The sequence below is a fragment of the Bifidobacterium aquikefiri genome (genome assembly GCF_002259795.1).
GTDB classification, from domain to species: domain Bacteria; phylum Actinomycetota; class Actinomycetes; order Actinomycetales; family Bifidobacteriaceae; genus Bombiscardovia; species Bombiscardovia aquikefiri.
This window is the reverse complement of sequence record NZ_MWXA01000004.1, coordinates 145765-169830: the sequence shown is the minus strand read 5'-3', so window position 1 is coordinate 169830 and position 24066 is coordinate 145765. Positions and strand designations below refer to the sequence as shown.

At 52.3% G+C, this 24066-nt stretch carries 19 protein-coding genes; 14 read left to right on the top strand and 5 right to left on the bottom strand.

What is annotated here, in order from left to right; genetic code table 11:
• Nucleotides 1-996 precede the first annotated feature (996 nt).
• The 8 genes from BAQU_RS03920 to BAQU_RS03885 all read left to right on the top strand — a co-directional run bounded on the left by BAQU_RS03920 (nucleotide 997) and on the right by BAQU_RS03885 (nucleotide 10800).
• Entirely contained in the window at nucleotides 997-1464 is a 468-nt protein-coding gene (locus BAQU_RS03920; protein WP_094692944.1) for a hypothetical protein, read from the top strand.
• Nucleotides 1465-1610: 146 nt separating this feature from the next.
• Entirely contained in the window at nucleotides 1611-2312 is a 702-nt protein-coding gene (gene mtnN, locus BAQU_RS03915; RefSeq protein ID WP_094692943.1) for a 5'-methylthioadenosine/S-adenosylhomocysteine nucleosidase, read from the top strand.
• A 328-nt stretch (nucleotides 2313-2640) separates the two neighbouring features.
• On the top strand, nucleotides 2641-3162 hold the full coding sequence (gene rplJ / locus BAQU_RS03910; protein ID WP_094692942.1) for a 50S ribosomal protein L10: 522 nt from the start codon (nucleotides 2641-2643) through the stop codon (nucleotides 3160-3162).
• Between the two features lie 112 nt (nucleotides 3163-3274).
• Nucleotides 3275-3658: a 50S ribosomal protein L7/L12 gene (gene rplL / locus BAQU_RS03905; RefSeq protein WP_094692941.1), complete on the top strand. Its 384-nt coding sequence runs from the start codon at nucleotides 3275-3277 to the stop codon at nucleotides 3656-3658.
• A gap of 346 nt (nucleotides 3659-4004) precedes the next feature.
• A complete protein-coding gene (locus BAQU_RS03900; RefSeq protein WP_244568423.1) occupies nucleotides 4005-5411 on the top strand; it encodes an MATE family efflux transporter in 1407 nt (468 codons plus the stop codon).
• A 116-nt stretch (nucleotides 5412-5527) separates the two neighbouring features.
• Nucleotides 5528-6880: an FHA domain-containing protein gene (locus BAQU_RS03895; RefSeq protein WP_094692939.1), complete on the top strand. Its 1353-nt coding sequence runs from the start codon at nucleotides 5528-5530 to the stop codon at nucleotides 6878-6880.
• Between the two features lie 6 nt (nucleotides 6881-6886).
• The gene (locus BAQU_RS03890) at nucleotides 6887-10534 is read left to right on the top strand and encodes a helicase (protein ID WP_094692937.1); all 3648 of its coding nucleotides are present in this window, start codon (nucleotides 6887-6889) and stop codon (nucleotides 10532-10534) included.
• A gap of 80 nt (nucleotides 10535-10614) precedes the next feature.
• Nucleotides 10615-10800, top strand: a complete 186-nt coding sequence (locus BAQU_RS03885) for a hypothetical protein (RefSeq protein ID WP_094692974.1) — start codon at nucleotides 10615-10617, stop codon at nucleotides 10798-10800.
• A gap of 9 nt (nucleotides 10801-10809) precedes the next feature.
• Here BAQU_RS03885 and mscL read toward each other — a convergent pair whose 3' ends face one another.
• The 4 genes from mscL to BAQU_RS03865 all read right to left on the bottom strand — a co-directional run bounded on the left by mscL (nucleotide 10810) and on the right by BAQU_RS03865 (nucleotide 13155).
• Nucleotides 10810-11283, bottom strand: coding sequence for a large conductance mechanosensitive channel protein MscL (mscL, locus tag BAQU_RS03880; protein ID WP_415447773.1), 474 nt, complete (start codon nucleotides 11281-11283; stop codon nucleotides 10810-10812).
• Nucleotides 11284-11383: 100 nt separating this feature from the next.
• Entirely contained in the window at nucleotides 11384-12130 is a 747-nt protein-coding gene (locus BAQU_RS03875) for a flagella basal body P-ring formation protein FlgA (RefSeq protein ID WP_158215634.1), read from the bottom strand.
• Between the two features lie 106 nt (nucleotides 12131-12236).
• Nucleotides 12237-12440 carry an FmdB family zinc ribbon protein gene (locus BAQU_RS03870; RefSeq protein WP_094692931.1) on the bottom strand — a complete coding sequence of 68 codons (204 nt, stop codon included), beginning with the start codon at nucleotides 12438-12440 and terminating at the stop codon, nucleotides 12237-12239.
• Nucleotides 12441-12561: 121 nt separating this feature from the next.
• The gene (locus BAQU_RS03865; RefSeq protein WP_094692929.1) at nucleotides 12562-13155 is read right to left on the bottom strand and encodes a 5-formyltetrahydrofolate cyclo-ligase; all 594 of its coding nucleotides are present in this window, start codon (nucleotides 13153-13155) and stop codon (nucleotides 12562-12564) included.
• 68 nt (nucleotides 13156-13223) lie between these two features.
• On the opposite strand from BAQU_RS03865, the gene BAQU_RS03860 reads away from it, so the two are divergent.
• The 5 genes from BAQU_RS03860 (at nucleotide 13224) to BAQU_RS03840 (ending at nucleotide 21349) form a co-directional block, all read left to right on the top strand.
• Nucleotides 13224-13922 carry a GNAT family N-acetyltransferase gene (locus tag BAQU_RS03860; protein ID WP_094692927.1) on the top strand — a complete coding sequence of 233 codons (699 nt, stop codon included), beginning with the start codon at nucleotides 13224-13226 and terminating at the stop codon, nucleotides 13920-13922.
• A 152-nt stretch (nucleotides 13923-14074) separates the two neighbouring features.
• The gene (locus BAQU_RS03855; protein WP_158215633.1) at nucleotides 14075-15499 is read left to right on the top strand and encodes a hypothetical protein; all 1425 of its coding nucleotides are present in this window, start codon (nucleotides 14075-14077) and stop codon (nucleotides 15497-15499) included.
• A 181-nt stretch (nucleotides 15500-15680) separates the two neighbouring features.
• Nucleotides 15681-15974 carry a co-chaperone GroES gene (groES, locus tag BAQU_RS03850; RefSeq protein ID WP_094692923.1) on the top strand — a complete coding sequence of 98 codons (294 nt, stop codon included), beginning with the start codon at nucleotides 15681-15683 and terminating at the stop codon, nucleotides 15972-15974.
• A 93-nt stretch (nucleotides 15975-16067) separates the two neighbouring features.
• Nucleotides 16068-17090 carry an AAA family ATPase gene (locus BAQU_RS03845; RefSeq protein WP_094692921.1) on the top strand — a complete coding sequence of 341 codons (1023 nt, stop codon included), beginning with the start codon at nucleotides 16068-16070 and terminating at the stop codon, nucleotides 17088-17090.
• A complete protein-coding gene (locus tag BAQU_RS03840; RefSeq protein ID WP_094692919.1) occupies nucleotides 17087-21349 on the top strand; it encodes a transglutaminaseTgpA domain-containing protein in 4263 nt (1420 codons plus the stop codon). Before BAQU_RS03845 ends, BAQU_RS03840 begins: the two co-directional genes overlap by 4 nt.
• Before the next feature lie 30 nt (nucleotides 21350-21379).
• Here BAQU_RS03840 and BAQU_RS03835 read toward each other — a convergent pair whose 3' ends face one another.
• On the bottom strand, nucleotides 21380-22600 hold the full coding sequence (locus tag BAQU_RS03835; RefSeq protein ID WP_094692917.1) for a trans-sulfuration enzyme family protein: 1221 nt from the start codon (nucleotides 22598-22600) through the stop codon (nucleotides 21380-21382).
• Between the two features lie 228 nt (nucleotides 22601-22828).
• Here BAQU_RS03835 and BAQU_RS03830 point away from each other — a divergent pair, with 228 nt between their 5' ends.
• Complete coding sequence (locus BAQU_RS03830; protein ID WP_094692915.1) at nucleotides 22829-23911, top strand: histidinol-phosphate transaminase; 1083 nt, start codon at nucleotides 22829-22831, stop codon at nucleotides 23909-23911.
• Nucleotides 23912-24066: the final 155 nt, after the last annotated feature.

Genomic DNA, 24066 nt, shown 5'->3' with positions numbered 1-24066 from the left:
GTCTTTGCTGGTGTACTGGCGTGTAATTCGTTCCAGTAGATGCCCTGCTCCTCTCCCGTCATTCCGAGTGAGCGGAGCGGGCCGATCAGATAGCCGACCTGCTGATAGCCCAAGGGCTGTCATTCCGAGTGAGCGGAGCGAGTCGATCGTATGAACTTGTCAAAGCTGTATGTACCATCGTCATCCCGAGTGAGCGGAGCGAGTCGAGGGATCTTGGCTGTTGATGCTTGCAAGGGTGAGATCTCTCGACTCGCTCCGCTCACTCGAGATGACAAGGGAGGTGTAATTCGCTCGAGATGACATTCGGTCGAGATGACAAGAGAGGTGAGGATAGCAAGGGAGGTGGGGATGGCGGGCATCGACATTGGGTCGTTCCTGCTCTCGTGGTTCTGTTGCGATGCATGATGGTGCCGCAATACGGACACAGGTTGCTTTCATGCATCCCAGGTCAAACAGGATTATCAACCAGCACAAACCCCAGCCTGGAGAACGCCTCACGGCATGTTTCACACATACTTTGTGCCGTGCCGTTATACCAGCGTAAAAATTATCAAACAGAAGCAACACCCACTCCCACAAGAACTAGGAAACGATTTCCCACACACCTCTGTGCCCCCACACACATCTGTGCCTATAGCCCTCAGAAGATGCAGACAAGATAGGGGAAGACCCCGCAGTGGAGAGAGAAATGGAAGAAAACCAGCGGGGTCTGATTACTATGATGCAGGTCTGTTCTTCGGACTTACATGGTGTCGGCTGAGAAATCCATGTGAATCCCTCACAAGCAAGTACCATTGCTGGCCCGCTCGATCTCCGTGTCAGCGCATGGCATTGCCGATGAAGATACATGAATCACCTGCTGCTTACCTGCTGATCACGGTTTCTCGGCGAAGGCTAGAAGAAAATCGGTGAAGGATTCGGTAGAATTGACGAGATGGAATGAATGCACAGTAAGCGCAGCACGCACAATCGAGGGAATCCAAGAATAGGGGCAATATGACACAGCCAAACAATCAGCAATTCAATGCTCAACGTCCTCAAACCAATCAGCCCGGTGTCTCTCAGACGCCGAATCAATCTCAAGGCCAGCATGGTGCTCAGCCTGGCTCACAGCCGAATAATCGGCAACCGAATATGATGCCACCGAACTTCGTTGGATATCCATACCAGCAGTATCCGAATCGCGGGCAAGGCAAGAGTGCTGCAAAAGGATTTGCCATCGCAGGTTTCATTCTGGCCCTTATCGGGCTTTTCGTTGTCGTATGGCAATATAACCGCTTCGTGAGCCCATTCGGCACAGTCGGGCTGGTCCTCTCGGTCGTTGGTATTCTGATTCCCGAGAAGGGCGAGGAGCGCTCGCGAGCCACCTATATCTTCGCAGTCGTCGGCGTTATCGTATCAATCATCGTCATCGTGGTGAATCTTCTGATGGGCATCTATGACTATCAGCCATCGGTGTACTGAGTAAGGCAACAAACCATTGATCAACCAGCTCTCGAAACCGTGGCAGGAATCACTGTGCCATCGGCTGCCGCTTCCGATGTGTGCGGGAGCGGCAGCGGTATATTAAGGTGTTAAACTCCCACTCGGGCAACAATTAAGGAGCGGGTATGAAAACGGTAGCGGTCATCGGAGCATTGAACGAAGAGGTCGGCCTTATTGCACGATCGCTATCGAATTTATCGCATAGTGCAGATTCGCAGCAGGCAAGTCTTGACGTGGTACAAGGTGATATCAAGTCGACAAGCGGCGAGGAGATTCGTGTCATTGCCACTGTCGGGGGCATGGGAACAGTCAATGCTGCATCGACGACGCAGTATCTCATTGACACCTATCGGCCGGATGCCGTGATTTTCTCAGGGATAGCCGGCAACCTCAATCCATCGCTCCATATCAATGATGTGGTCCTTGGAGGCACTCTGCGATATCTCGACTCTGACATGCGTCTCATTGCTCAATTTGCACCGAAACAGAACGAATTCCATTCCGATCCTGCTTTACTTGCCATTGCCGATAGTGTGCTCAGTGACATGGGTACGAAGCATATAACCGGTATCATTGCTTCCGGCAACTATTTCGTGGATACCGCAGAAAAGATTCAGCAGGTTTCGCGCGTCACTGGCGCTGATGCAGTAGAGATGGAAGGTGCGGCAGTGTGCCATGTTGCAGCGCGCAACCATGTTCCCGTTCTTGTGATTCGCGCGTTGAGTGACAATGCCGATACGGAATACGAGTCATTCAAGGACTTTGATATTTCCGAATTTGCCGATACCGCGGCAAGGCAGGTGATTCGAATCATCGAAAAGCTCTAGGCGTGCACACTACTTGTGACAAGGCGAGATGGTGTGAAACACGCTCAGTGGGCATAGCAGACACAATGAATTTGCGCAATCTCGTAATAAGGGTGTAGCCTGATGAAGTTGTAAAACCACAGACCGCTGGTCGTGATCGTAAGATTGCGTGAAATTTGTGTACCAGGCCAGCGTAGGTTGAGATGAAAGCCCAGAAGCTTCGTCTGGAACGGATTCGTTCAAGACGCTTGTGGATGTTGATGCTCTGCCTGCGCGCAGGGCTTTTTTATTGCCCTCGTAGACTTGGCACTCATAGTCACCTTCCAGTGGCCACTTAGGAAGGAACGCCATGAAAAGGCCCGAAAAGGAAGAGGTGGTCGCGGAGCTTACGGGTAAATTCCGTAATTCCGACGCGATTCTTCTCACCGAGTACCGCGGGCTCAGTGTCCCGCAGATCGCAGACCTGCGTGACAAACTAGGCCGCGATACTTCCTATACCGTGGCGAAGAATACGCTGGCTCGCATTGCAGCTAAGGAAGCAGGCGTCGAGGGACTGGATGAATTCATCTCGGGCCCAACCGCCATCACTTTCGTCAAGGGCGATTACGTCCAGGCTGCGAAGACACTTCGCGACTTCACCAAGGCAAACAAGCAGCTCGTTGTCAAGGGCGGTTTCGCAGATGGAACTGTCTATGACGAAGAGGGCGTCCAGAAACTTGCGGATCTCGAATCCCGTGAGGTTCTGCTTTCCAAGATGGCTGGCGCGCTGAAAGGCACGATGGCCAAGGCCGCATTTGCATTTGTTGCGATACCTACCAAGGCTGTTCGCACCATCGACGCATTGCGCGAAAAGCAGGAAAAGGCTGCCTGATCTTGTGGCTTGTGCCGCTTGATCAATGCAAGGAAAAAACAAGATGTTTGGTGGATTGCCTGCACCAGCAGGCTCACGAATCGTGAACCACCGCAAATGAAAGGAAGCCATTATGGCTAAGCTCTCATCCGATGAGCTCCTTGAAGCTTTCAAGGAAATGACCCTCGTTGAGCTCTCCGACTTCGTCAAGAAGTTCGAAGACGAATTCGACGTTGAAGCTGCCGCTCCTGTCGCAGCCGTTGCTGCCGCCGCTCCAGGCGCCGCTGCACCAGCTGAGGAAGAGAAGGACGAGTTTGACGTCATCCTCTCCGCCGTTGGCGACAAGAAGATCCAGGTCATCAAGGCCGTTCGCGCTCTGACCAACCTCGGTCTTGCCGATGCAAAGGGTGTTGTTGATTCAGCTCCTAAGGCTGTTCTTGAGAAGGCCAAGAAGGAAGATGCCGAGAAGGCAAAGGCTGCTCTCGAAGAGGCTGGCGCAACTGTAGAACTCAAGTAGTTCGTTTCGCGCCGCTCATACGAGTGATAACGAATGTTGATTCGTTGCTTTCAATGACCTGCCGGGTTACCTCGGCAGGTCATTGTTGTTAGAGTCATAATTGTTGTTAGGGTCATACCCCGAAAAGTGCATCCGGTTTCTACCCGCAGAATGTTGTGCGTGTTGCACGGGTTGCGCTTTGGAAGTCGCTTTTCGAGCAAATCCGCGTGAAAAGCGACTTCCAGGGCACGACCTGCAGAAAAACTGACTGCAAAAGCACATGAGGGTCTGGTCATCACCCCATATGTTTCTGCAAACTTGCGATAGCATATTTTCGTAAAAATCGCTGAGATTTGTAGGGGATGAGATGGCGAACGGCTTGCAGGTGAAGAATCTGGACCCGAAGAAGATCAAGCACGCACGGGCTGATGCCAAATACTACGAAATGACGCAACGGCCTGTCGAAGGGCTGATTATGAAACTGAGTGCGCCTGCGGTCATTTCGAATCTGGTCACCATGGCGTACAACCTGGTCGATACCTTCTTCATTGGTCGGCTGGGCACTGCGCAATCGGGGGCGATTGGCATTGCATTTTCGATCATGACGATACTTCAGGCAGTTGGTTTTTTCTTTGGTAACGGATCGGGAAACACACTTGCCAGAGAATTGGGCAAGCATGACGAAGATAGAGCCGCAAAGCTGCTCTCCATAGGATTCTTCGGCTCTGTGGGATGCGGATTCCTGATTACTGTTCTTGGCCTTGTCACCTTACGACCTTTGGTGAGCATGCTTGGATCAACCGAGACCATTGCCCCGTATGCAATTGAATATCTCACCCCGCTGCTCTGCGCTGCTCCATTCGTCTGTGCATCGTTCACCATGAACGGTCTGCTCCGCTATCAAGGTCAGTCGGCATATGCCATGGTTGGACTTGTTTCGGGAGCCATGCTTAACCTCGCACTTGCACCGGCATTGATCTTTGGACTTCATCTCGGCATCTTCGGTGCAGGTCTTGCCACAGCCATCTGCCAGACAGTGAGCTTTGGCATATTGCTCTATATGAGCCGAAAATTCTCAGTGGTCTCTCTCTCATACTGTCAGTTCAGGCCGAATGTTCTTCTGGTGCGTGAAATACTCGGAGGGGGATTGCCGTCTCTTGTTCGTCAAGGTGCCGGTTCCATAGCCGTGACCTGTGTCAACCTTGCCGCCAATCCATTTGGAGATGCCGCAATTGCAGGAATGGCAATAGTCATGAGAATCATGCTCTTTACCAATTCGGTCATTGTCGGGCTTGGTCAAGGATTCCAGCCTGTATGCGGATACAACTACGGCGCCGGATTATTCCCAAGGGTCAAGCGAGGCTATTGGTTCTGCATTCGCATGTCAACCTCGCTGCTGGTTGTCTTGGCCGTGGTGCTTTTTATCAGTGCGCCTCATCTCATTGGGGTGTTTCGTTCTGACCCGGTGGTGATTGCCATTGGAGCCTTCGCATTGCGCATCCAATGTTTCACCTGTGCGCTCAATGGATTCAACATGATGTCGAATATGATGCAGCAGACCATAGGAATGACAGGCATTGCATCCTTCCTGGCATTGTGCCGCCTTGGTCTGTTCCTTGCACCGGTAGTGCTCATCCTTCCTCATATATTCGGTGTATTGGGTGTGCAGATGGCGCAATCGGTATCGGATGTGCTCTCTTTCTTGGTTACAATTCCATTTCAACGTATGATTTTGCGACGTTTACAGAGCAATTCAGCTGTAAGAATTCACTGATTGTGCGAGAATCGCGGTGGTTTTTCAGTTTTTATTGCTCATTCATGACACAATGGATATGAAGCTATGGCTATTATGCGGGTGATACGGGCTTTATCGTAAGGAGGACGGCAGTCGTGAGTGTTGATAAGCGACCGACTCATCAATGGATCGTCAGTGTCAAGAACATGGATGATGTGATGGTGAACTCGGGTGAAAGCATCGAAATAGGGCGCAAACCACTACGACCTCTTCCTGATGAAGGTACATCACGTCTTAATGTTCCTGATGAAACACGGTCCATGTCAAAACGTCATGCTGTCTTCGCAGTGACCAATTCAGGTGCTGCAACGATTCGTGATCTGCACTCGACCAACGGCACATATATTGTGCGTTCGAATGGCGATCTTGTTCGTGTGCCGCTCGATCAGGACTTTCTGCTACCTCGTAAAGAGATGACTCTGCAATTCGGTGATGTTCCGGTATCCTTCAAGCGCCATGACATTCAGCCTGAGCGTAAGCCCCTGGCTCAGCAGTCCGATGATGTTTCCGATCTGTTCTCGTATGCCACTGATAACGCTCCTGTTGAGCCGGATGCGGCTGATATGTCCGTTGATGACATTCTTGATCTGCGTGCCGGTGAGCCAACGAGTGCCTTCGATGCCAGCTCGGTTCGCAGTAGGATCACGCAGCTTCATGATGCGGTTCTGGGTGAGGCCTCTGCTCAGGAACCTGGAGGTGAAACGACTCAACCAGCTGCGCAGCAAGCAGATAAGGCAAATAAAGAGACTTCGAGAGCCACTAAGAATCTCTCATCTGTACCCGTCGGGCCGGGTGATTCTGCCAATGCAGAGGGCACGGCACAAGCTGTTTCGGAAACGACACAGCAGGCAGGGCAGGACGTATCCGCCAAACACCATGTCCCAGAGCAGCGTGATCTGTTCGAAGATGCTCTTTCCGATGCTCTTCACATCGACACGGCACATGAGAATACGCGTGATAAGGCCACACCGGATACCTCCCAGAGAGACGAGCATACGAATCCTTCCGATGCCCATTCCACACAGTCGCCGCACTCCACGTTCACACCACTAGCATCGGCAACGATTGACAATGACAATGCTCACCATGCCGCACACATGGCCGAAGCCGCCGAACAGGCACAGCGGACGGATGCCGATCAATTTGCGTTCAAGCCGGTCTTTGAGCCTGGGTCGGTTTTTGAGAAAGTCTCAAAGGGCGAGTTCTCCAAGAAACAGCATATCGTTGAAGTTGATGGCTTCACGTCGGATGATGCGCGAACAAGCCATGATTTCTCCACACAGTTCGACATGGCCAGACACGCTGAATTGCTGCCGTTCCTTGCAATGAATACATCGTTATATGACGATCTGTATGCCTGGCTGGCAGCTCAGGGCAACCATGATATTGATGTCGCGCTCCAGTCCAACACAGGTTATCAGGAGTATCTCGAGGCAACGCGGAAGTGAGCAAGAATGAGTGAAGAACCAGCCAATGGATCCTTACATCAGGCACGAGGAAAAGAAACGAACATTCTAGATTCGATACGTGCATGGAGACGTGAATATCAAAGTGAAGTTGGGCAGACTCCATTGGAGGACATTACCCAGCTGACGGCTCGTCTGGAGCTCACACACGCGCATCCGTCTGGAATCGCTCAGCTTTTTGCAGGAGGCCAGACGCATCTGGACTCCTTGTTCCGAGACAACGGTGTGCTTCGTGCAGCGATAAAGCGGATGGGTCGAGTCCTCGAAGATCAGACTGCGAAGAATCGTCTCAGTGGCTGTGCAGAGCTTTCATTGGTGGTGGGTGTGGCGACATGGCTTGGTAGCTCAATGCCGGTTTTGCTGTATCCAGTCACGGTCGAGGCGCCGCAAGGAGCTCGTCCAAAGATGACGATACGTCTCTCCGGTCCTGTGGAAATGAATAATGCGTTGATCTCTGCACTGAGAGATCATGGTGTCGATATCAACGCAAAGCGACTCTTCAACGAGGTGCATTTCCAAGGTGGAACCGCAGAGACAAGTGCGCTGTTCAATCACATCGAGAACGAAACGAATGATGAGATTGCCGACTTCACCATCGATCACGACATCATTCTTGGATGTCTTGTCGAACCATCTACACTGCTGATCAATGAGAGTCAAGACATTATTGATGAACTAGCCAATGGGTCTTCAGGAAACACAGTGCTTGATGCAATTGCTGGCGAGCCCGATGCTGTCGAACTGCTGAAAAACCAGCCAATGGCTGATTTCAGTCCGTTTGACGCAGATCCTCATGACGAGCTGGAAATTGCTGATGTCGATAATCATGTTCGTTTCGCAGCCCATCTTGCTGCGTCTGGTCGTTCTATCTTCATGAATGAGAGTTCCGACAAGCACACGGCCACGCATGCGGCGGCAGTTGCATCGCGCTGCATCGTGAACGGCCGCACCGTGTTGTATGTGCCGAGCGTTGCCGAGCAGAAGCGCAGATTCATGCAGGTGATGCGTGCCAACGATATGGAAGACATGGTACTTGATGTTGCCGATGCCTCCACCAATGCGCGCATTGATCGACAGTTGATTGATGCCGTTGGCTATCAGCAAGGTACGGCCGGTTCTCGTTTCAATCAGCTTGCCGACGAGCTCGTAGGCGTACGTTCACGTCTTACCCGTTATCTTGGCGATCTGCACGGAGTCAACGAAGGTTGGGGCGTCTCAGCCTATCAGACCATTCAGAACCTTGCACACATCGCTGCATTGCCAACGCATCCAATCACACGCGTGCGTCTCGATATCAATGCTGCACGGGCAATCGGTCCGAATATCAAAAAGTGGGCTGCACTGCTTGAACGTGCAGCGGATATTGGCGAATTCACCATAGGTCCCGATGATACCGTGTGGTACAAGGCATCAATCAGCTCGGAAAACGATGCAGTTGACGCTTATCAGCGCGTTGTGAGACTGCTGGAGCGAACGTTGCCTTCAATTCGTCAGCAAGTGGCGAACACGGTTCAGACATGCGGCTTCCCTGTGCCGGCAACCGCACACGATTGGGAGAATCAGGTCACGGTGCTCAAGAATCTGCGCCGAGTTCTCGATATCTTCCAGCCTGAGATCTTCGAACGTGATATTGCGTCGATGATAGAGGCGACCAAGTCCAAGGCCGAACGCAAGGCCAATGGCACTACCATGGGCTTCTGGGAACGCAGAAGGCATACGAAGGAAGCAAAGGGCCTGCTTCGGGTCGGGGCACAGGTCGATAATCTCCATGATGCTCTGACCATCGTTTCCAAGCAGGCAGAACAGTGGCGCATCTTCGTTCCTCACGGCGGATGGCCAGTATTGCCTCCACGGCTTGACCAGATCATGGAGACGCAGGATTCGCTGTCGAACGATCTGACAGCGTTGAATACGGTGCTGGCGACCACTCCTCAGGGTGCCGAGTTTGAATCAGTGACCTTGAAGGATCTCGAAGAACGGCTCAAGGCTCTCTTCAATGATCATCTTGCATTGGAAACCTTGCCTGAGCGCTGCCGTCTTGAGGAAGACTTCGACAAGGTGGGCCTGGGAGAACTCATTCGTGATCTGCATTCGAGGCGGGTCAGCTCCAAGGCCGTTCGCGCTGAATTGCAATTGGCTTGGTGGACTACCGTTTTCGAGGATATCGTGCGTTCCTCAGAGATGATTTCCAATCAGGATGGTTCGGCTCTCTCGAGTGCTGCCGATCGATTTGTGCAGATCGATACCGAACATGTGCGCAGCGTCGGGGCAATGTTGAATCAGGAACTCACCAAGCGCCTCTCTGAGATGCTCTTTTCTCATACTCAGGAGGCAAACCAGCTCCATACCAAGCTTTCCGGTCATCAGCGAGTCGGAGTCGATGCACTCCACCGAGATTTCCCGAGACTTATCTCAGCTGCAAAGCCGATTTGTGTTGCAACGCCTGCCACTCTGGCCGCATTGACCAGCACCGATCAGCTCGCAGACATGGCAATCGTCGATGCTGCAGCGCATATGCCATCCATCGAGTTGCTGACCATTGCAAAGCGAGTCAGGCAGATTGTGATCCTGGCGCATCGCGAGACCGTCACTTCCAACTCTGTAAAGCGCATGATATCGCTGCTTCCCAGTGTCAATATTCCAAGCACCCCGGATCGGCGTCCACAAGATGTATCGGCATTTCTCAAGGTGCAGGGATATGGCTCTTCGACACCAGAAGGAACATGCTCGACGACACAGGGTGTGGTCAGATATAAGCGGATCGAGGCCACAGGTGTCCCGGTCATGGCTACCGGTCTGGTTGAATCCAGCCAGCAGGAGATTGATGCAGTTATCGGGGAGCTGCGTCAGCGGGCTCATTCGTTCACGATCGTTCCGGCATCCTATGTGCTTACCGTCGTCACACTTTCACCAACGCATCGAGCCAGGCTGGGTGCAGAACTGAAATCCTGTGCAGTCAAGGATCCAAACTTTGCCAAGTTCCTGCGCCACATTCGCATCATCGGCATCGATGAAATTGCTGGAGCTCAGTCTGGCGATGTCATCATTTCATTCGGCTTCGCCAAGACTGCACACGGAAGACTGCTCCAGCAGTTTGGTGAGCTGGAAGGTGAAGCAGGCAAGGGCATGCTTCTTGATGCCTTGGCTCTTTCGTCAAGGAACCTTGACATCATCTCTGCCTTTGGTTCAGAAGACATGGAAGACGACAGAATTCATCAGCCAGGACCAAGGTTCCTGAAAGTCGTGTTGCAGTGGGCTGAGAATCTTGGCAAGGAACGCATCAAGCCAGTGGCACATGAAACACCATCGCCTGACATGCTGCTTGATGACCTTGCTGATCGCATCCGCAAGCGTGGACTTGAAGTTGCCCTCTACTATGGATACGACCAAGGTACCCGCATCCCGTTGGTCGTCGGCGTGAAGGGCAAGCCCTTTGCACTAGCCGTATTGACGGATAACGCCGATTACATGCGCATTCGCTCAACCAGACAGCGGCATCGTTTTATTCACGAAAGTCTTCAGATGCTCGGTTGGTCGGTCATTACCGTATGGAGTGTGGCGGCGTTCGTCAACCCCGACAAGGAAGTGGATCGTATTGTCAGCCAACTTGCAGAGGTCTATGGAGATACGGAATGAATGCGCTTTCTACGGAAGATGATTCCTCACAGATCGACAGGCGCGCGTCGCATCGGGACCTTGCGCCGACCTATGAGCCCATGAGGCGCTCAAGGCGAGAACACCACCGTGTTGTGCTGAAGGGAACCGAGCATTTTGATGCCGACGGCGTGAAGCTTGAGGCAGGCGATATGCAGACAAAAAAAGCCAGGGATGCGGACGATGATGCACGCATCCTTGGCGAATTGCCACCCCACTGGGGTGTGTTCACTGCCGAGAAGGAATAACGGCTGACACTACTTGTTTAGGGTATTCTGTTCCTTGAGCTGGTCACGAATCTCTTGAAGGATTGCAACGGACTGTTCCTCCGGTGATGGTTCCGCAGGTTTCGCCTCTTCAACTCCGGCAACGGCTCTGGTCATGTCACGAAGCTTGTTGATGGGCAGAATGATGCAGAAGTATACCGCCAACGCCACAATCAGGAAGTTGAGGAGTTCACCAAGGATTGCCCCGAAGGAAATGGTCGCACCATTGTAGGTGATGGTCAGAAGATTCGACAGATCCGGTTTGCCAAAAAGCATACCGATCAGAGGTGTGATGAATGATTTTACGACTGAATTCACCACTGCGGTGACCGCGGCGCCCATAACGACACCGACTGCCATATCAATCATTGAACCGCGTGAAACGAATTTCTTGAATCCGCCTATGGGTCCCTTATCGGTCAGTGCAGCCAATTGATGCGTGGCCTGCATGGTTTTCGCACTCATTCGTTTCCCGTTTTCTGACAGAGATGACATTCTTACTCCTTCTTCTCAATGCTCCGAAGATTTGGCCCTGTGACCTTGTACTTCTCTTCCTGAGTGTACATCAGCCACTCACCGCAAGAATAGGACCCTGCTGCTGTTGACTCAGAATTGCAACCGCCTCTTCCGGGGACACACAGAATGTAACAAGCGATTGATCTTCGCTATTCGCCGTTATTGAGTTGAGCAATGAATCGTCTGATGGCTCGGCGATACTGAGCACTTGAGCCTGCCTGGCAAGAGTACAGACCGAAGTTAATACCAAGTCTGACTCGGCATTTGCGCTGTGTAAATCAGGGTCTTCGGTTGGTTGAGTGGCTGAGCCATCCTCGGTGACGATGTCTGACCCGGCCTTTGAGCAGCTTGCCGATGATACCAGTCGTACCGTGTCTCCAATCGAGAGTTGCGAAGGCACACTGGCAAGCTGGATCTGAATTGAGGTGTGTCCCGCAGCAATGCTTAAGCCTTCCGATATGGCATTGCTGGGCAAGGGTTGTCCGGCTGAGAGGGTGGTTTGCGATTGCTTGCCGTCCGCTGCCTCAATGGTGTGGACAAAGTGGCGCGTTACCGATGACTCGGGAATACTGATGAGGCTCAGATCCTCCGAGCTGAGTTGCTGACCACGAGCAATCTCGCGAGATGCAACGACGATCTGTATACGATTGCGCGATCCTTCTGCGATGGATTGGCACACTGCAAACAGTGTCAATGCGGAGCATACGGCGCACAGGATATGCCGGACATGGGCATTGAAACGTCTTCGTTGCAGGGAATCCATTGCTGAGGAATGAGAGGAAAGAAAGTCAAGCATTGGGCAATTCTTGAACGAATCGATGCAAGAATGCACCTGAGCCATGAGCATGTGGTCGAATGTGATCTCATGACGTGATGGAAACCTTCACTGATATGAGTGGGGACTATTTCGATGACGAGCTCGAATGCGAACCCGAATCGGTGCGATAGAAGCCGTGACCTTTGAATTCAATGGGAACGGCGGAAAAAATCTTACGAACCTGAGCCTGACCACACCGAGGACAGATAGTGATCGGATCATCGCTGAATGACTGCTGCTCTGTGAAATCATATTGACAGTTCTTGCAACGGTAATGATAGGTAGGCAAGGTCTTCCTCCACTGATTCTTGATTCACCAACAACGTAGTACTGATTGTGCTGCACTGAGACAGTATAGACTGCGCTCAATACTCCAGACCGTATTATTGCACTCTCTACGGTCTTGTGCCTCAGTGCTTGTCTATGGGCGTGAAATCCAGAGGGGTAAGCACACCATCAATCGCCACATCGTTCGAGTCATGCGGGATGGGAAGCTGTGAAACTTCCCATGGCCAGCAGATTGCGATGATTCGAGCGTCTGCATTGCAGTATTGCAATGCCTGATCGTACCAACCTGCGCCGCGTCCCAGACGGTTACCCTGGCCATCAACGCCGAGAGCCGCAATGAAAATCGTCGAGGCATACTCAAGCGCCGCAGGAGGGAGAACCTCATCAGCCGGCTCTGCAGGACGGTGCCTTCCCCTGTTCTCCAAGGTCTCATTGCCAGAATAATAGCTCCATCCCATATCAAGACCCCTGCCAAGACGAGGCACAAGGACCCGTACAGGCTGTTCCATGCAATACTGCAAGAACGCCGATGTTCGGACCTCACTGCCCATCGACACGAAGCATGCAATCGTGGTCTGCGCCTTGATGAGGTCACAACGTTTTGCCACACTCACAAGCTGCTGAGCCGAAGCGAGGCGAGCGGCCTTGGAAATCTTAGAACGTCGATGCAATATTTTGTGGCGCAGTGCCGATTTCTGAGATGCGATGCTTTCCATACCAACCAGTATGGCGCGCGAGCATATAATCTACCAGTTTTCAACGCGAACGGTGCGATAATGGCGGCATGTCCGTTTTTCAATCATTTATGGATGCATTTCGGTCACGTACCGATAATAGCCATTTCCATACGCCGACTGAAATTGTCGCTCCCGAGGGCAAACCAGCAATTAGTCTGCGCCCTTTACGCGAAGAGGATGACATTGAGTGGAATACACTTCGATACAACAATCGAGACTGGCTTGAACCTTGGGAATCAGGAGATCCCATGCACGGCCAGGGCATTTCATTCTCCCAGTGGGTACGCCGTGAACGTGAGCTTGCCGAAGCGGGTTCAGAAATTGTATTCATGGTCGAATTCGAGGGGCGGATCGTAGGACAGATATCACTGGGTGCAATCTGCTATGGCTCGATGAGAACGGGGACAGTCGGTTATTGGATCGATCACAATCATGCCGGACTTGGATTCACTCCTCTTGCTCTCGCCATGCTTGCCGATTGGGCATTTGGTGCAGTCGATGGGCCACGTCTGCATCGTTTGGAAATCGATATTCTGCCTTCGAACGATCGATCCAAGCGCGTGGTCGAGAAATTGGGCATACCAAGGGAAGGTCTGCGGCGAGAGTATATGTATATCAATGGTGAATGGAGAGACCACGAAGCTTACGCATTGCTGCTGAGCGATGTGGAGAATACCGTCGTTGATCGTCTTGGTGACTCAGCGACGAGTGACCAAGAGCGGCCAGAGAGAACACGTAGTCGCTGAATTTATTCGACACGCCACGACTTTTATTACATAATCAACATTCTTACTCTATCGTAGGCCATATGAACTATGAATCACTAAGCAGCCTCGTACTCTTAGTGATTGCTGTGCTTCTCATTTGCGGTTGGTTACCGGGAAAGACCATAATGGGGATGAGACGTGCATCGGAGCATCGCGAAGACAGATACTCCTCATCGCTGCATGTGGTAACTCAAGAAGATGCCACACGTGTTGGTGATACGAAGTCGCATGTTGCCGGCATGCAAAGGGTGAAAGGTTCGTTCATGGACTCTGAACAGACGCAAAGAATTGCTGCGCACAAACAGGAGCATATTGAACGAATTCGTCAGATGAGGCGTGCCGCTATTCGAAGGCGTCAGTTCATCGTTGCGGCGCTCGCCATAGTGACAGTCGTATTGATAGTTCTCGGGGCAACAACGACTATCTCCATGCTGTATGCTCTGATTCCGGCAATACTTCTTCTGGGTGTCCTGATGCTTGGTGCGCGTGCTGCGAAGTCGGCCCGAGCTTGGGAACGGCGCATTGCCCGAGGTTCGAAAGGTGCTGCCAATAGGGTGGCGACCATCAAGGCAGCAGATGCCCGGTCACAGGCTGATACTCCTGAACATAGGCAAGCCTTGCAGCCGGCAGGTGAAAAGCCAGAGAAAACAGCAGTTCAACCCAGCAACCGTCGGCTTTACAGGGATGGGCACACTCCTTCTTTCCATCAACGAATGCAGACATCTCCTGCAACGGCAACCGATGTCCTGAATAAGGCTGAGATTCAACGTATTCTTCAGCTTGCCAAGCAAGAGCAGCAGCGCTCAGAGAAGAGTTCCTCAGCTTCACGCTCTGTGTCAGTGGAGTCATCAGCCAGTGCACGCTCTCAGACGAGTGCACATACAACGGTCTCAAAGCCTGATTCGCACAACGTTGCAGGTGCATCGGAGCCACAGAGGCAAGCTGCAGCTCGCAAGGCATCATTGCCGAACGTTGACATGCCAAAGCTTGAACAGGACTCACAACAGAAGGCCGCTTCGCAGGATTTGATTTCCTTCTCGCTTGGATCGGCACGTGATGCTCATGATCTGCAGAGCAGCGGGCCTGAAAGTCGAGAGATCAAATCCAGCAAGCAGGTTTCCATTGCCAGTCCAACACCCAAGAGAAGTGGGCAGCTGACAGATAAGTCTCAAGGGGAGCAGCATACTGCATCGAAGTCCACGCTGACGTCTCCTCGCGTCGGAGCGGCACAGGGACCGGCAGCATCCACGGTTGCCGAGCAGCCTGTGAAGTCAGTTCGCAAGGAATCTGACTCTTCTCAGTCACGCCAGGCGGCGGATGAAACTCGAGAGATTTCGGTCGCAGGTGTTGTTGGCAAGGCCGAACTGGAGAGTGCGCTTGCTGACAGTCCAACCGCCGCCGCGGATGCTGAATCAGAACTTGATCGTCACAGTGACGGCGATTCGGAGCAGTTCCATGCCAACGAGCTTCATGCAGAAGTCGATCCTCCGACTCAGAGTTCCGAATCGTTGAGCATAGGCCTTGAAACAATCCTTTCGAGGCGTGGCAATAACTGATTTCTTCTTTTCGCTCTGAGCTGTTTTCCGATTGCCGTTAGCACTCGAGTTGGCAGAGTGCTAATTTCGCGCTACCATGTCGTGTAGCGCGAATGACTCGTGTGGAGTGTCCCGTCAGCCTCTCGACGTGGGTTACGGCGCGAAACATATTGATTCTCTTATAAGAAAGAGGAGGTCCACAGTGTCGATCTCACTCACACCGTTGGAAGACAAAATTGTCATCAAGCAGGCCGCGGCTGAAACCACAACAGCCTCTGGTCTTGTAATTCCAGATACAGCAAAAGAAAAGCCACAGCAGGGCGAAGTTCTTGCGGTCGGACCTGGTCGTCGTGACGACAAGGGCGAGCGCATTCCTGTTGATGTAAAGACCGGAGACAAGGTTCTTTACTCAAAGTACGGCGGCACGGAAGTCCACTACGACGGTGAGGATCTGCTCATCGTTTCGGCTCGTGACGTTCTGGCTATCTTGAAGTAGTACCGAAGCTGGTGGTTCACCCCGTAGGGCATTTCATTATGCTCTGCGGGGTTTTTACGTACAATGGTGTGTGTCCACGGGCTGGGGGGAAATATGAACGATCAGCAGACCTCGAACGAGATCGTCGATGCACTTGTTGCCGTTCTTAACTGCCCTCGCGATGTCGTTGAACTGGCTGTCATGACCGTTGCCGCCGGCGGACATCTGTTGCTGGAAGACATTCCCGGTGTTGGCAAGACCACTTTGGCCAGGGCGATGGCCAAGGTCATGGCAGGAACTGTTCATCGCGTCCAGTTCACCCCGGATATGTTGCCCAGCGATCTGACCGGTGTAAGTATTTATGATCGACGCTCCGAGAATTTCGTATTTCGACCAGGGCCGTTGTTTGCGAATATCGTGATTGCCGACGAGGTCAATCGCGCAAATCCCAAGACCCAGTCGGCCATGCTGGAGGCCATGGCTGAGCGGCAGATCAGTGCCGATGGCGAAACGCATGCCCTGCCAGACCCCTTCTTTGTAGTTGCGACGCAGAATCCAATCGAGCTTGAAGGCACATATCCACTCCCGGAGGCGCAACTCGATCGTTTCATGACATGCACGAGTATTGGATATCCCAAAGAACAGGCTGAAATAGAAACTATTGCCGGGATTCAGCATGATGACCCGCTTGCGGCTTTGAAACAGATCTGCAGTCTTGAAGATATTGTCGCGCTGCGTCGCGAAGTCTCGCAGGTACATATCAGCGAGAGCGTTGCACGGTATGTCGTATCCATAGTGCATGCAACTCGTGATGATGCTGAAATTCGCTTCGGTGCCTCGCCTCGTGCAGGTCTGGCTCTGGCAGCTATGGCTCGAGCTCACGCCGTACTTGAACATCGTGATTTTGTTGTCGCCGATGATGTGCGCAACTTGGTTATCCCTGTATTGGCGCATCGTCTCGTTTTGACGAATTCGAATGTGAACAGCAGTGCGGAGCGTTGCAAGACCATACTGGCCGAGATCGTGAATGACATTGCTGCGCCGCGCATCTCCGACGAGCTTGAAGGGATTTCTGCATTGAACGGTGAGAATAACAGTATCCTTCGCAATGCCGCAGCCAGCAATGTGTTGACATGATGCACACGCTTCGCTCGGCGTTTCGTTCCTGGCGCTCCGCCCGTCTTCATCGCTGGCGTTCTCGTGGAACCATCAGACCTACTGCTGGCGGTGTGCTGGTAATGGTCGTAGCGGCGATCGTCACGTTCTTCGGGCTCATGCTTGATGATAAGTCATTGATGGCCTCATGCGTTGCAGTATGGTTGCTCGTGCTTGTTTCGCTACTGTTGGTCGGACTGCAGCGAGTGTGTCTTCAATCCTCGTATCTCTATGATCGCGAGCATGCATCCAGTGCAGTTCAGGATGTGTTTCAATGGCAGCCATATCGGCAGCTTCAAACCGACGCGCAGGACATTCCTGTGAAGGATAGTGGAGTTCCTGATGATTCAGATGTCTCGACTTTGGTGAGGTTGAGCGTGCCCCATCTGATGCGAGGATTCCTGCTTCCTCGGGTGGTAACCACCACACTGCAATGGGTGAGCCTTGATGCAAGCGGCTCAGTTGTTGCTTCGCTCGTCGGCAGGATTGCTCCGGTTCGCGGGCTGTACCGCCTTCACTCTGTGGTGGTGATGTGGTCTGACCCCTTTGGAATCTGGAGAATCCGCAGCATTCACAGGGATATTCATGACGAATATGTGGTGTTGCCCGATGTTGAGGAACAATCTTCCCAGCGAATGAGGACACTGAGTAACTTTGTGCCGGGGAATGCTCACACTCAATCCTTCAGTGGTGTACGCGCCTATGCGCAGGGCGATTCTCCACGAATGATCGCATGGAAATATACAGCTCATCGCGGTGAATTGATGACGCGGGAATCCAATCGTGAAATTCCCGCGAAAGTCCTGCTGATACTCGACGAACATGATAGACATCTCGAATCGTGCATTGCACAGGCGCTGATGTATTGCAGCCATAGCGTTCCCTCGGAGGCAAGCATCAGTGTTTCCGATGGGCATGTGATTGCCGAATCCGGCAGCGATGTATATCGGTTCTTGGCATCACTGCAATATCGTGATCAACAATCACCACACATGGCGCACTCTGGTGCGGAGCAGGTCAGTGATGGATCATCGCCAGCAGTGAAAGGCTCGCGTCGCGAAGGCTTAGTGCAAGCGCCTGTGGATGTGCATGGGCATGAGGGTTCAGAAGCTGAGAAATCCGCGATTTTCAAAGGATTGAATCACAAGATTCGTGAGTATAACCGAATCGTTGTGCTGACGTCTTCGACACAGACGCATGGGATTGAGAAAAGTCTGCAGCATTCGGCTTTTTCTGACCGCTATGAGCTCAGGCATGTCCAGCCTGACGCGTGCATCGAGACCAAACCTCAGTTGAAGATTCTCAAGTCCGAGGCAACAGAAGATGCGAAGAATGTCGAACACGCTCGCAAGGCTACCGTACAGGCAACGAAGCCTGGCCTTCCTCGGGCATTGGGAACGCTGCGTCCAGTCGTTGCTACAGTCATGGCTGCGAAGCAATCGGAGAATGCTGCAACTCAGAGTAAGGCAACATCTGCATCCATTGCGTGGCAACACAATGCGTCACTGCTCAATGCCATGGCTGCTCAGCTCATGAGCATTCTCGCACTCTTGGCGTTATTTGGGACGACTTTGCAATCCATCACTGCCGTCATTGAACCTCAGGGCATCTGGATATGGTATCTTGCCGCAGGGTTCGCAGTGCTGTCAATTGAAATCAGCATTCCCGCCCGAAATCTTGTGCGTTCCCTCATACGAACCGGAGGGGACTGTGTGCTATTTCTGACTTCTGGAGTGGTTCTTGCCGACACGCGCATATACCAGACCAGAGGCATCTGGCTGTTTCAGCAGGCGCAGACGACGGTGGAAACGGCTGCAAACGGGATACAGCATACGGTTACGACGCCTTCGGGTTTTTCGACGGCATGGGACGCACTCACTGATGGATTCAATTCCATGTATGAACAATACCCTCCTGTGAGCATTGACGCTGACGCGGATGCTCTGATACTGGTCGTTGGCGCACTGACTCTTATGCTGCTGCGGTGCCTGATGACTCAGATTCAGACTTCACCCATGTTGGCTCTGTTTCCTATCATTACCATGAGCTTCAGCTATCTGGTCGTGGGAAGCAGTGTGCAATGGTGGATGCTTTTTGGGGTGATCATGGCAGCGTTGACGTTGCTGTGGACGACGAACCGCTCGCCTGGCTTTGTCTTCTGGCAACGTTCAGGCCCGAGTGGCTCGCAATCGAAGAACTGGCAGATTGGGAGTGGAAGTGCGGTATGGGTACCAATACCTACGATTATTTGTGCAATCATCACTGCAATTGCAATGGTTACCACGCCCCTCTCGCTATCCTTGGCACAACGCGTCAGCATAGGATACGGCGAGACGCCTGGACTGTTCTCAAGCGAGACGGTAAGTCCACTGATCGATCTGAAAAGGAATCTTCAAGGTGGTTCGACTTCAACCGTCTTCACATATTCGGCTGATCGTGCGATGTATATGCGCATGTCAACCTTGGGGAACTTCAACGGCGATACGTGGAGTTTCAATCTCAATGCGACCAATAACGATGATTATGGTTCAAGCTATCAGATTGCAGCGAATAGCGATCTCTACAGTTCGCAGTGGGCCAATGAGTCCTCGTCACTCGCTTCGACAAGCGCTGATAGGCTGACGCAGCTTGCACGATTTGCATCATTGAGCGTCTTCGACATAGAAAACCTCGACGACTATCTCGAACGAAGCACAATCGACGTCAAGGCGCTCTCCTCGAGCTTCTTGCCGGTGCCGGGAATTGGCATACGATTCACGGGCGATGCTGATTCCTCGCTCTGGCTGACTTGCTATGATGGCTCGCTCTTCACCAAGGATTCTGGCTCGAAGAATGACACCAGCTATGGTGTTCGCAGCGTGTATCTGCAGCCGATCCAGAAGACTTCAGAGTTTGATGAGATCAGCGATGTGAGCAATGACATGAAGCAAGTCCTCGAAGAGCTCGACGAAGACATTGACGAAGCGGACGGTAATGCGAACGGTTCATCTGACAATGCGACTGATGCTCCATCCAGCAACCCGTCGGAAAGTTCCCAGAATCTCTCGACATGGAATCTCTTCAAAGCGCGGTTGAAGACGCTCCATACCGACGATACCGGTTCCGGGAGGCGGTTGCGGCAATACTATGGTTCGCTTCCGCAGGCACTGCCGAAGGATGCGCAGGCAATCGTGAACAAGGCGCGCAGCGAGGGGATTCCTACAACGGGTGCCAATGCACAACAGGAAATAGCTGCCATGAAGTATCTGGTCCGATATTTCACCACCAACGGATTCACATATTCGCTCGATGCACCCGATGGCAATGGGCGAGGCAACATGCAGGTCATTGGGGATTTTCTCAAGACAAAGTCTGGGTATTGCATTCACTATGCTTCAGCACTCGCCGTACTCGGTCGTGCAATGGGATTATCGACCCGCATGGTGCTCGGCTATAATGCCGGCACAACGAAACGTGGAACACATACCGTTACGGCAAACCAGCTTCACGCATGGGTGGAAACATATATCGATGGCATCGGCTGGGTGCCTTTCGACGTGACTCCAGCCTCCGAGAGCACAGCGACAACGGATGCATCAAGCTCAGCCGAGCCCACAGCCAGTGCTGCCTCTTCTACCTCGAATGCAATCGCGCCGACTGCCTCGCCGACAACTTCCACGCCTTCCGTGAGTGCATCCCCTTCGTCTTCGCAAAACAGCGATGCAAGTCAGGGGAACCGCGCTGAAAACAGATGGAACGTTCCTTCGTATGTGTGGCAGATCATGCTGTTACTCATGATTCTCGTCATAGCACTGTTCGGCCCTTCGATGCTTCGAAGGGTGCAGCGTCGTCGAAGGCTCCATAGCATCGAGACATACCAGAAGGTTGGATCTGGCTTTGGTGTGCTGGTTATGTGGCAGGAGATTGTCGCCACTGCCATCGATGCAGGATTGCGGTGGACAAGGCGAGAAACCGATGCTGAGATCGCAGAGATTATTGCAGCAAAGGTTGCGAGAAGTAGCGCAGCTACGGCCAGTGACATACGAAGGCTCTATGCCGCTGCATCGGAAGTTGCGTATGGTGCGGATGTGAGGCAGGGAGGGCCACATAATGAGGTCCAGCCAACAATCGACACGGACAGGCTCCGAACCATGATTGCTGCAATTCTTGAATCGAGAGCGGATGAGACGGACATAATTGCCAGAGCAGCGCGAATCATGCGACGCATGTTTCCCCAGTCGCTGCTCCGTGCTCAGGGCTAGCAAAGCTGCATCATCTGTATCTGCGCCTGGCTAGATCGTGTGTAATGCCTGATCAAGGTCACGGATCAGATCATCCGCATCTTCCAGCCCCACGGCGAATCTCAGGAAGCCTTGATGGAACGCCTCTGGATAGAGATACTGTCGTTCGTCATTCTCTCCAAGAAATACAATGAGACTCTCGTCGTGACCGAGTGAAACCGCCGAGGTCACGATATGCAGTGCTGCGATGAAACGATTGTAGCCATCGTGGTTGGTTTGCAGCCCAAAGCTCAGTACTCCTGAATATCCAGCATCGGAGCCGACCAGCTGGCTTGCGGCAATGTCATGATTAGGGTGGCTTTTCAAGCCAGGATATGCAACGAAACTCACCTTCGGATGGTCGGCAAGATGTTCGGCAATGAGCTGTGCTGAGGCGTTGTGCTGCCTCATCCTCAATGGGAGCGTCACCGAGCCTCTGTTAATGAGCCATGCGTTGAATGGACTGATGACGCCTCCATAGTTGACCTGTGACGTGAAACGTATCTGATCGGTCACAGACTTGCTTGCTGCGATGGAGCCACCGAGTGCGTCGCCGTGTCCGTTGATGTACTTGGTCAGACTTTCAATCACGATGTCCGCCCCGAGCTTGATGGGCTGAACATTGAAAGGTGTATTGAATGTGTTGTCGACGCTCACCAGAATCTCAGGGTTCGCATCATGTGCATATCGTGCAATCGTTGCAATGTCGCTGACTTTCAGTGTTGGATTCGCAGGAGTCTCAATATGGATGAGCCTGGTATTGGGCCGGATTGCACGTTGCACGTTCTGTGTATTCGACGTATCGACGATACTGGTCTCGATACCATATTTCTTGGGAAGTATTTCGTTGAGCAGACGGTATGCCGCGATATAGGTGGTGTCCGAGAAAATGGCGTGATCGCCCCGCGAAAGGAAGGTCGTGAAGGTTGCAGCAAGAGCTGCGACGCCTGATGCCAATACGACTGCATCTTCGCTACCTTCCAGATTGGCGATCTTGCTCTCAAGATAGCGCTGGTTGGGATGGCCGTTTCTCGCATAGAGGTTGAGATCCGAGCTTGACCAGTTCAATTCTGATGCGTCGTAGGGGAGGGCGTACGCATTGGCAAGCGTGATTGGTCTACGAATCGCACCTGTCTCGGCGTCCGTCCCATTGCCAAGATGGATGCTTCGTGTCGAAAATCCCAGTGGTTGATCGTCGAAAGAGACACCTTTATGTATTGAATCTGTTGTCATGATTTATCAATATCACGCAATCGTCTTATCCGCATGCTTCCGGTTTTCCCGATTTCCTCTGCAAGATAGGGAATCTGTCACAGCCTATAAGAAAAAACTAAGACGAATATGCAATCAATGTGATGAAAATGATTGCGGATCTCTTGGCTGTGCCTGGAGAGGCCAACTTTCGTGCGCTGTGTATGGCGAATCGGATTTCTATGTCCGGCCAAGGCATAGGATAGGGCTATGGCTTTCAAACATCGTGACGACATAGATCTTCTTCCTTCTTACAAGCAAGGTAAGCCGGCTCCGAAGTCCGATCGTCATACCTATAAAATTTCGAGTAATGAGAATCCTTTTGAACCCCTTGCAAGTGTCAAGGAAGCAATACGCGATGATGCGCTGGACTTTATCAATCGCTATCCGGATATGCGCGGATGGGGAGTCGTAGAGCGGCTGGCCCAGGAGACAGGCGTGAAATCCGAAAACATTTGCTTGGGTTGTGGCTCGACTGAGGTAATTACACAATTGATCCAGTTGGTTGCAGGACCTGATGATGAGATTGTCTATCCCTGGAGAAGCTTCGAGGCATATCCGATCATCGTCGCCACGGCTGGTGCGACCAGCGTTCAAGTACCATTGACTGCTGATGGACATCACGATATTGATGCGATGATTGCGGCGGTGAGTGACAAGACCCGCCTTGTCATCGTTAACAATCCAAACAATCCCACTTCGGTTCCTGTGAGCGATACCGATGCTCGAAAGTTGCTGGATGCCGTTCCCAGTGATGTTTTGGTACTCTTCGACGAGGCATACTTCCAGTTCAATACCGATCCGAATACCGCCGTTGCCATGGAACTGTTCCATGAATATCCCAATGTCGTTGTCGCTCAGACTTTCTCGAAGGCTTATGGCTTGGCCGGACTGCGCATTGGATATGCAGTTGCTCCTGAAGATGTCGTTGATGGCATGCGTAAGGTGGCACTTCCCTTCGGGGTCTCTCGCGTTGCCCAGACCGCTGCATTGGCAAGTCTCGACGCCTATGACGAACTCAACGATCGCGTTCAGGTCATCATTTCGGAACGTCAGCGTGTTCTCACGGCATTGCGGGAACAGGGCTGGACGATTCCTGATGCCGAGGCCAACTTCTTCTGGATCCAGTTTGGCGAAAAAACCACAGAGGCGGAGCAATACTTCATCAAGGCTGGTCTTTCGACTCGAGTCTTCGCTGATGAAGGCATCCGTTTTACCGTAGGTGAGGCTGCTGCCAATGATCTGGTCATCCAGACATGTTCTCGGTTGAAGACTGTGGGCCTTTTGGTCTGAAAAGAGCCAAGAAAATTCGAGATTTACGAGTTTTGTGGCTATTCTCAGGTATAACAGCTGTGTTTGCGCTGGTTCTCGTCGCAATTTCAACGAAAATCAGGCACGATACCTGAGAATGGCCACAAAACTCGTAAATCTCACGAACAGAGCAGTTC

What these genes read in the sequence shown, in the direction of transcription:
- BAQU_RS03920 (WP_094692944.1), top strand. Translation starts at nt 997, where the DNA reads ATGACACAGCCAAACAATCAGCAATTCAATGCTCAACGTCCTCAAACC.
- mtnN (WP_094692943.1), top strand. Translation starts at nt 1,611, where the DNA reads ATGAAAACGGTAGCGGTCATCGGAGCATTGAACGAAGAGGTCGGCCTT.
- rplJ (WP_094692942.1), top strand. Translation starts at nt 2,641, where the DNA reads ATGAAAAGGCCCGAAAAGGAAGAGGTGGTCGCGGAGCTTACGGGTAAA.
- rplL (WP_094692941.1), top strand. Translation starts at nt 3,275, where the DNA reads ATGGCTAAGCTCTCATCCGATGAGCTCCTTGAAGCTTTCAAGGAAATG.
- BAQU_RS03900 (WP_244568423.1), top strand. Translation starts at nt 4,005, where the DNA reads ATGGCGAACGGCTTGCAGGTGAAGAATCTGGACCCGAAGAAGATCAAG.
- BAQU_RS03890 (WP_094692937.1), top strand. Translation starts at nt 6,887, where the DNA reads ATGAGTGAAGAACCAGCCAATGGATCCTTACATCAGGCACGAGGAAAA.
- BAQU_RS03885 (WP_094692974.1), top strand. Translation starts at nt 10,615, where the DNA reads ATGAGGCGCTCAAGGCGAGAACACCACCGTGTTGTGCTGAAGGGAACC.
- mscL (WP_415447773.1), bottom strand. Translation starts at nt 11,283, where the DNA reads ATGAGTGCGAAAACCATGCAGGCCACGCATCAATTGGCTGCACTGACC.
- BAQU_RS03875 (WP_158215634.1), bottom strand. Translation starts at nt 12,130, where the DNA reads ATGCTTGACTTTCTTTCCTCTCATTCCTCAGCAATGGATTCCCTGCAA.
- BAQU_RS03865 (WP_094692929.1), bottom strand. Translation starts at nt 13,155, where the DNA reads ATGGAAAGCATCGCATCTCAGAAATCGGCACTGCGCCACAAAATATTG.
- BAQU_RS03860 (WP_094692927.1), top strand. Translation starts at nt 13,224, where the DNA reads ATGTCCGTTTTTCAATCATTTATGGATGCATTTCGGTCACGTACCGAT.
- BAQU_RS03855 (WP_158215633.1), top strand. Translation starts at nt 14,075, where the DNA reads ATGAGACGTGCATCGGAGCATCGCGAAGACAGATACTCCTCATCGCTG.
- BAQU_RS03845 (WP_094692921.1), top strand. Translation starts at nt 16,068, where the DNA reads ATGAACGATCAGCAGACCTCGAACGAGATCGTCGATGCACTTGTTGCC.
- BAQU_RS03840 (WP_094692919.1), top strand. Translation starts at nt 17,087, where the DNA reads ATGATGCACACGCTTCGCTCGGCGTTTCGTTCCTGGCGCTCCGCCCGT.
- BAQU_RS03835 (WP_094692917.1), bottom strand. Translation starts at nt 22,600, where the DNA reads ATGACAACAGATTCAATACATAAAGGTGTCTCTTTCGACGATCAACCA.
- BAQU_RS03830 (WP_094692915.1), top strand. Translation starts at nt 22,829, where the DNA reads ATGGCTTTCAAACATCGTGACGACATAGATCTTCTTCCTTCTTACAAG.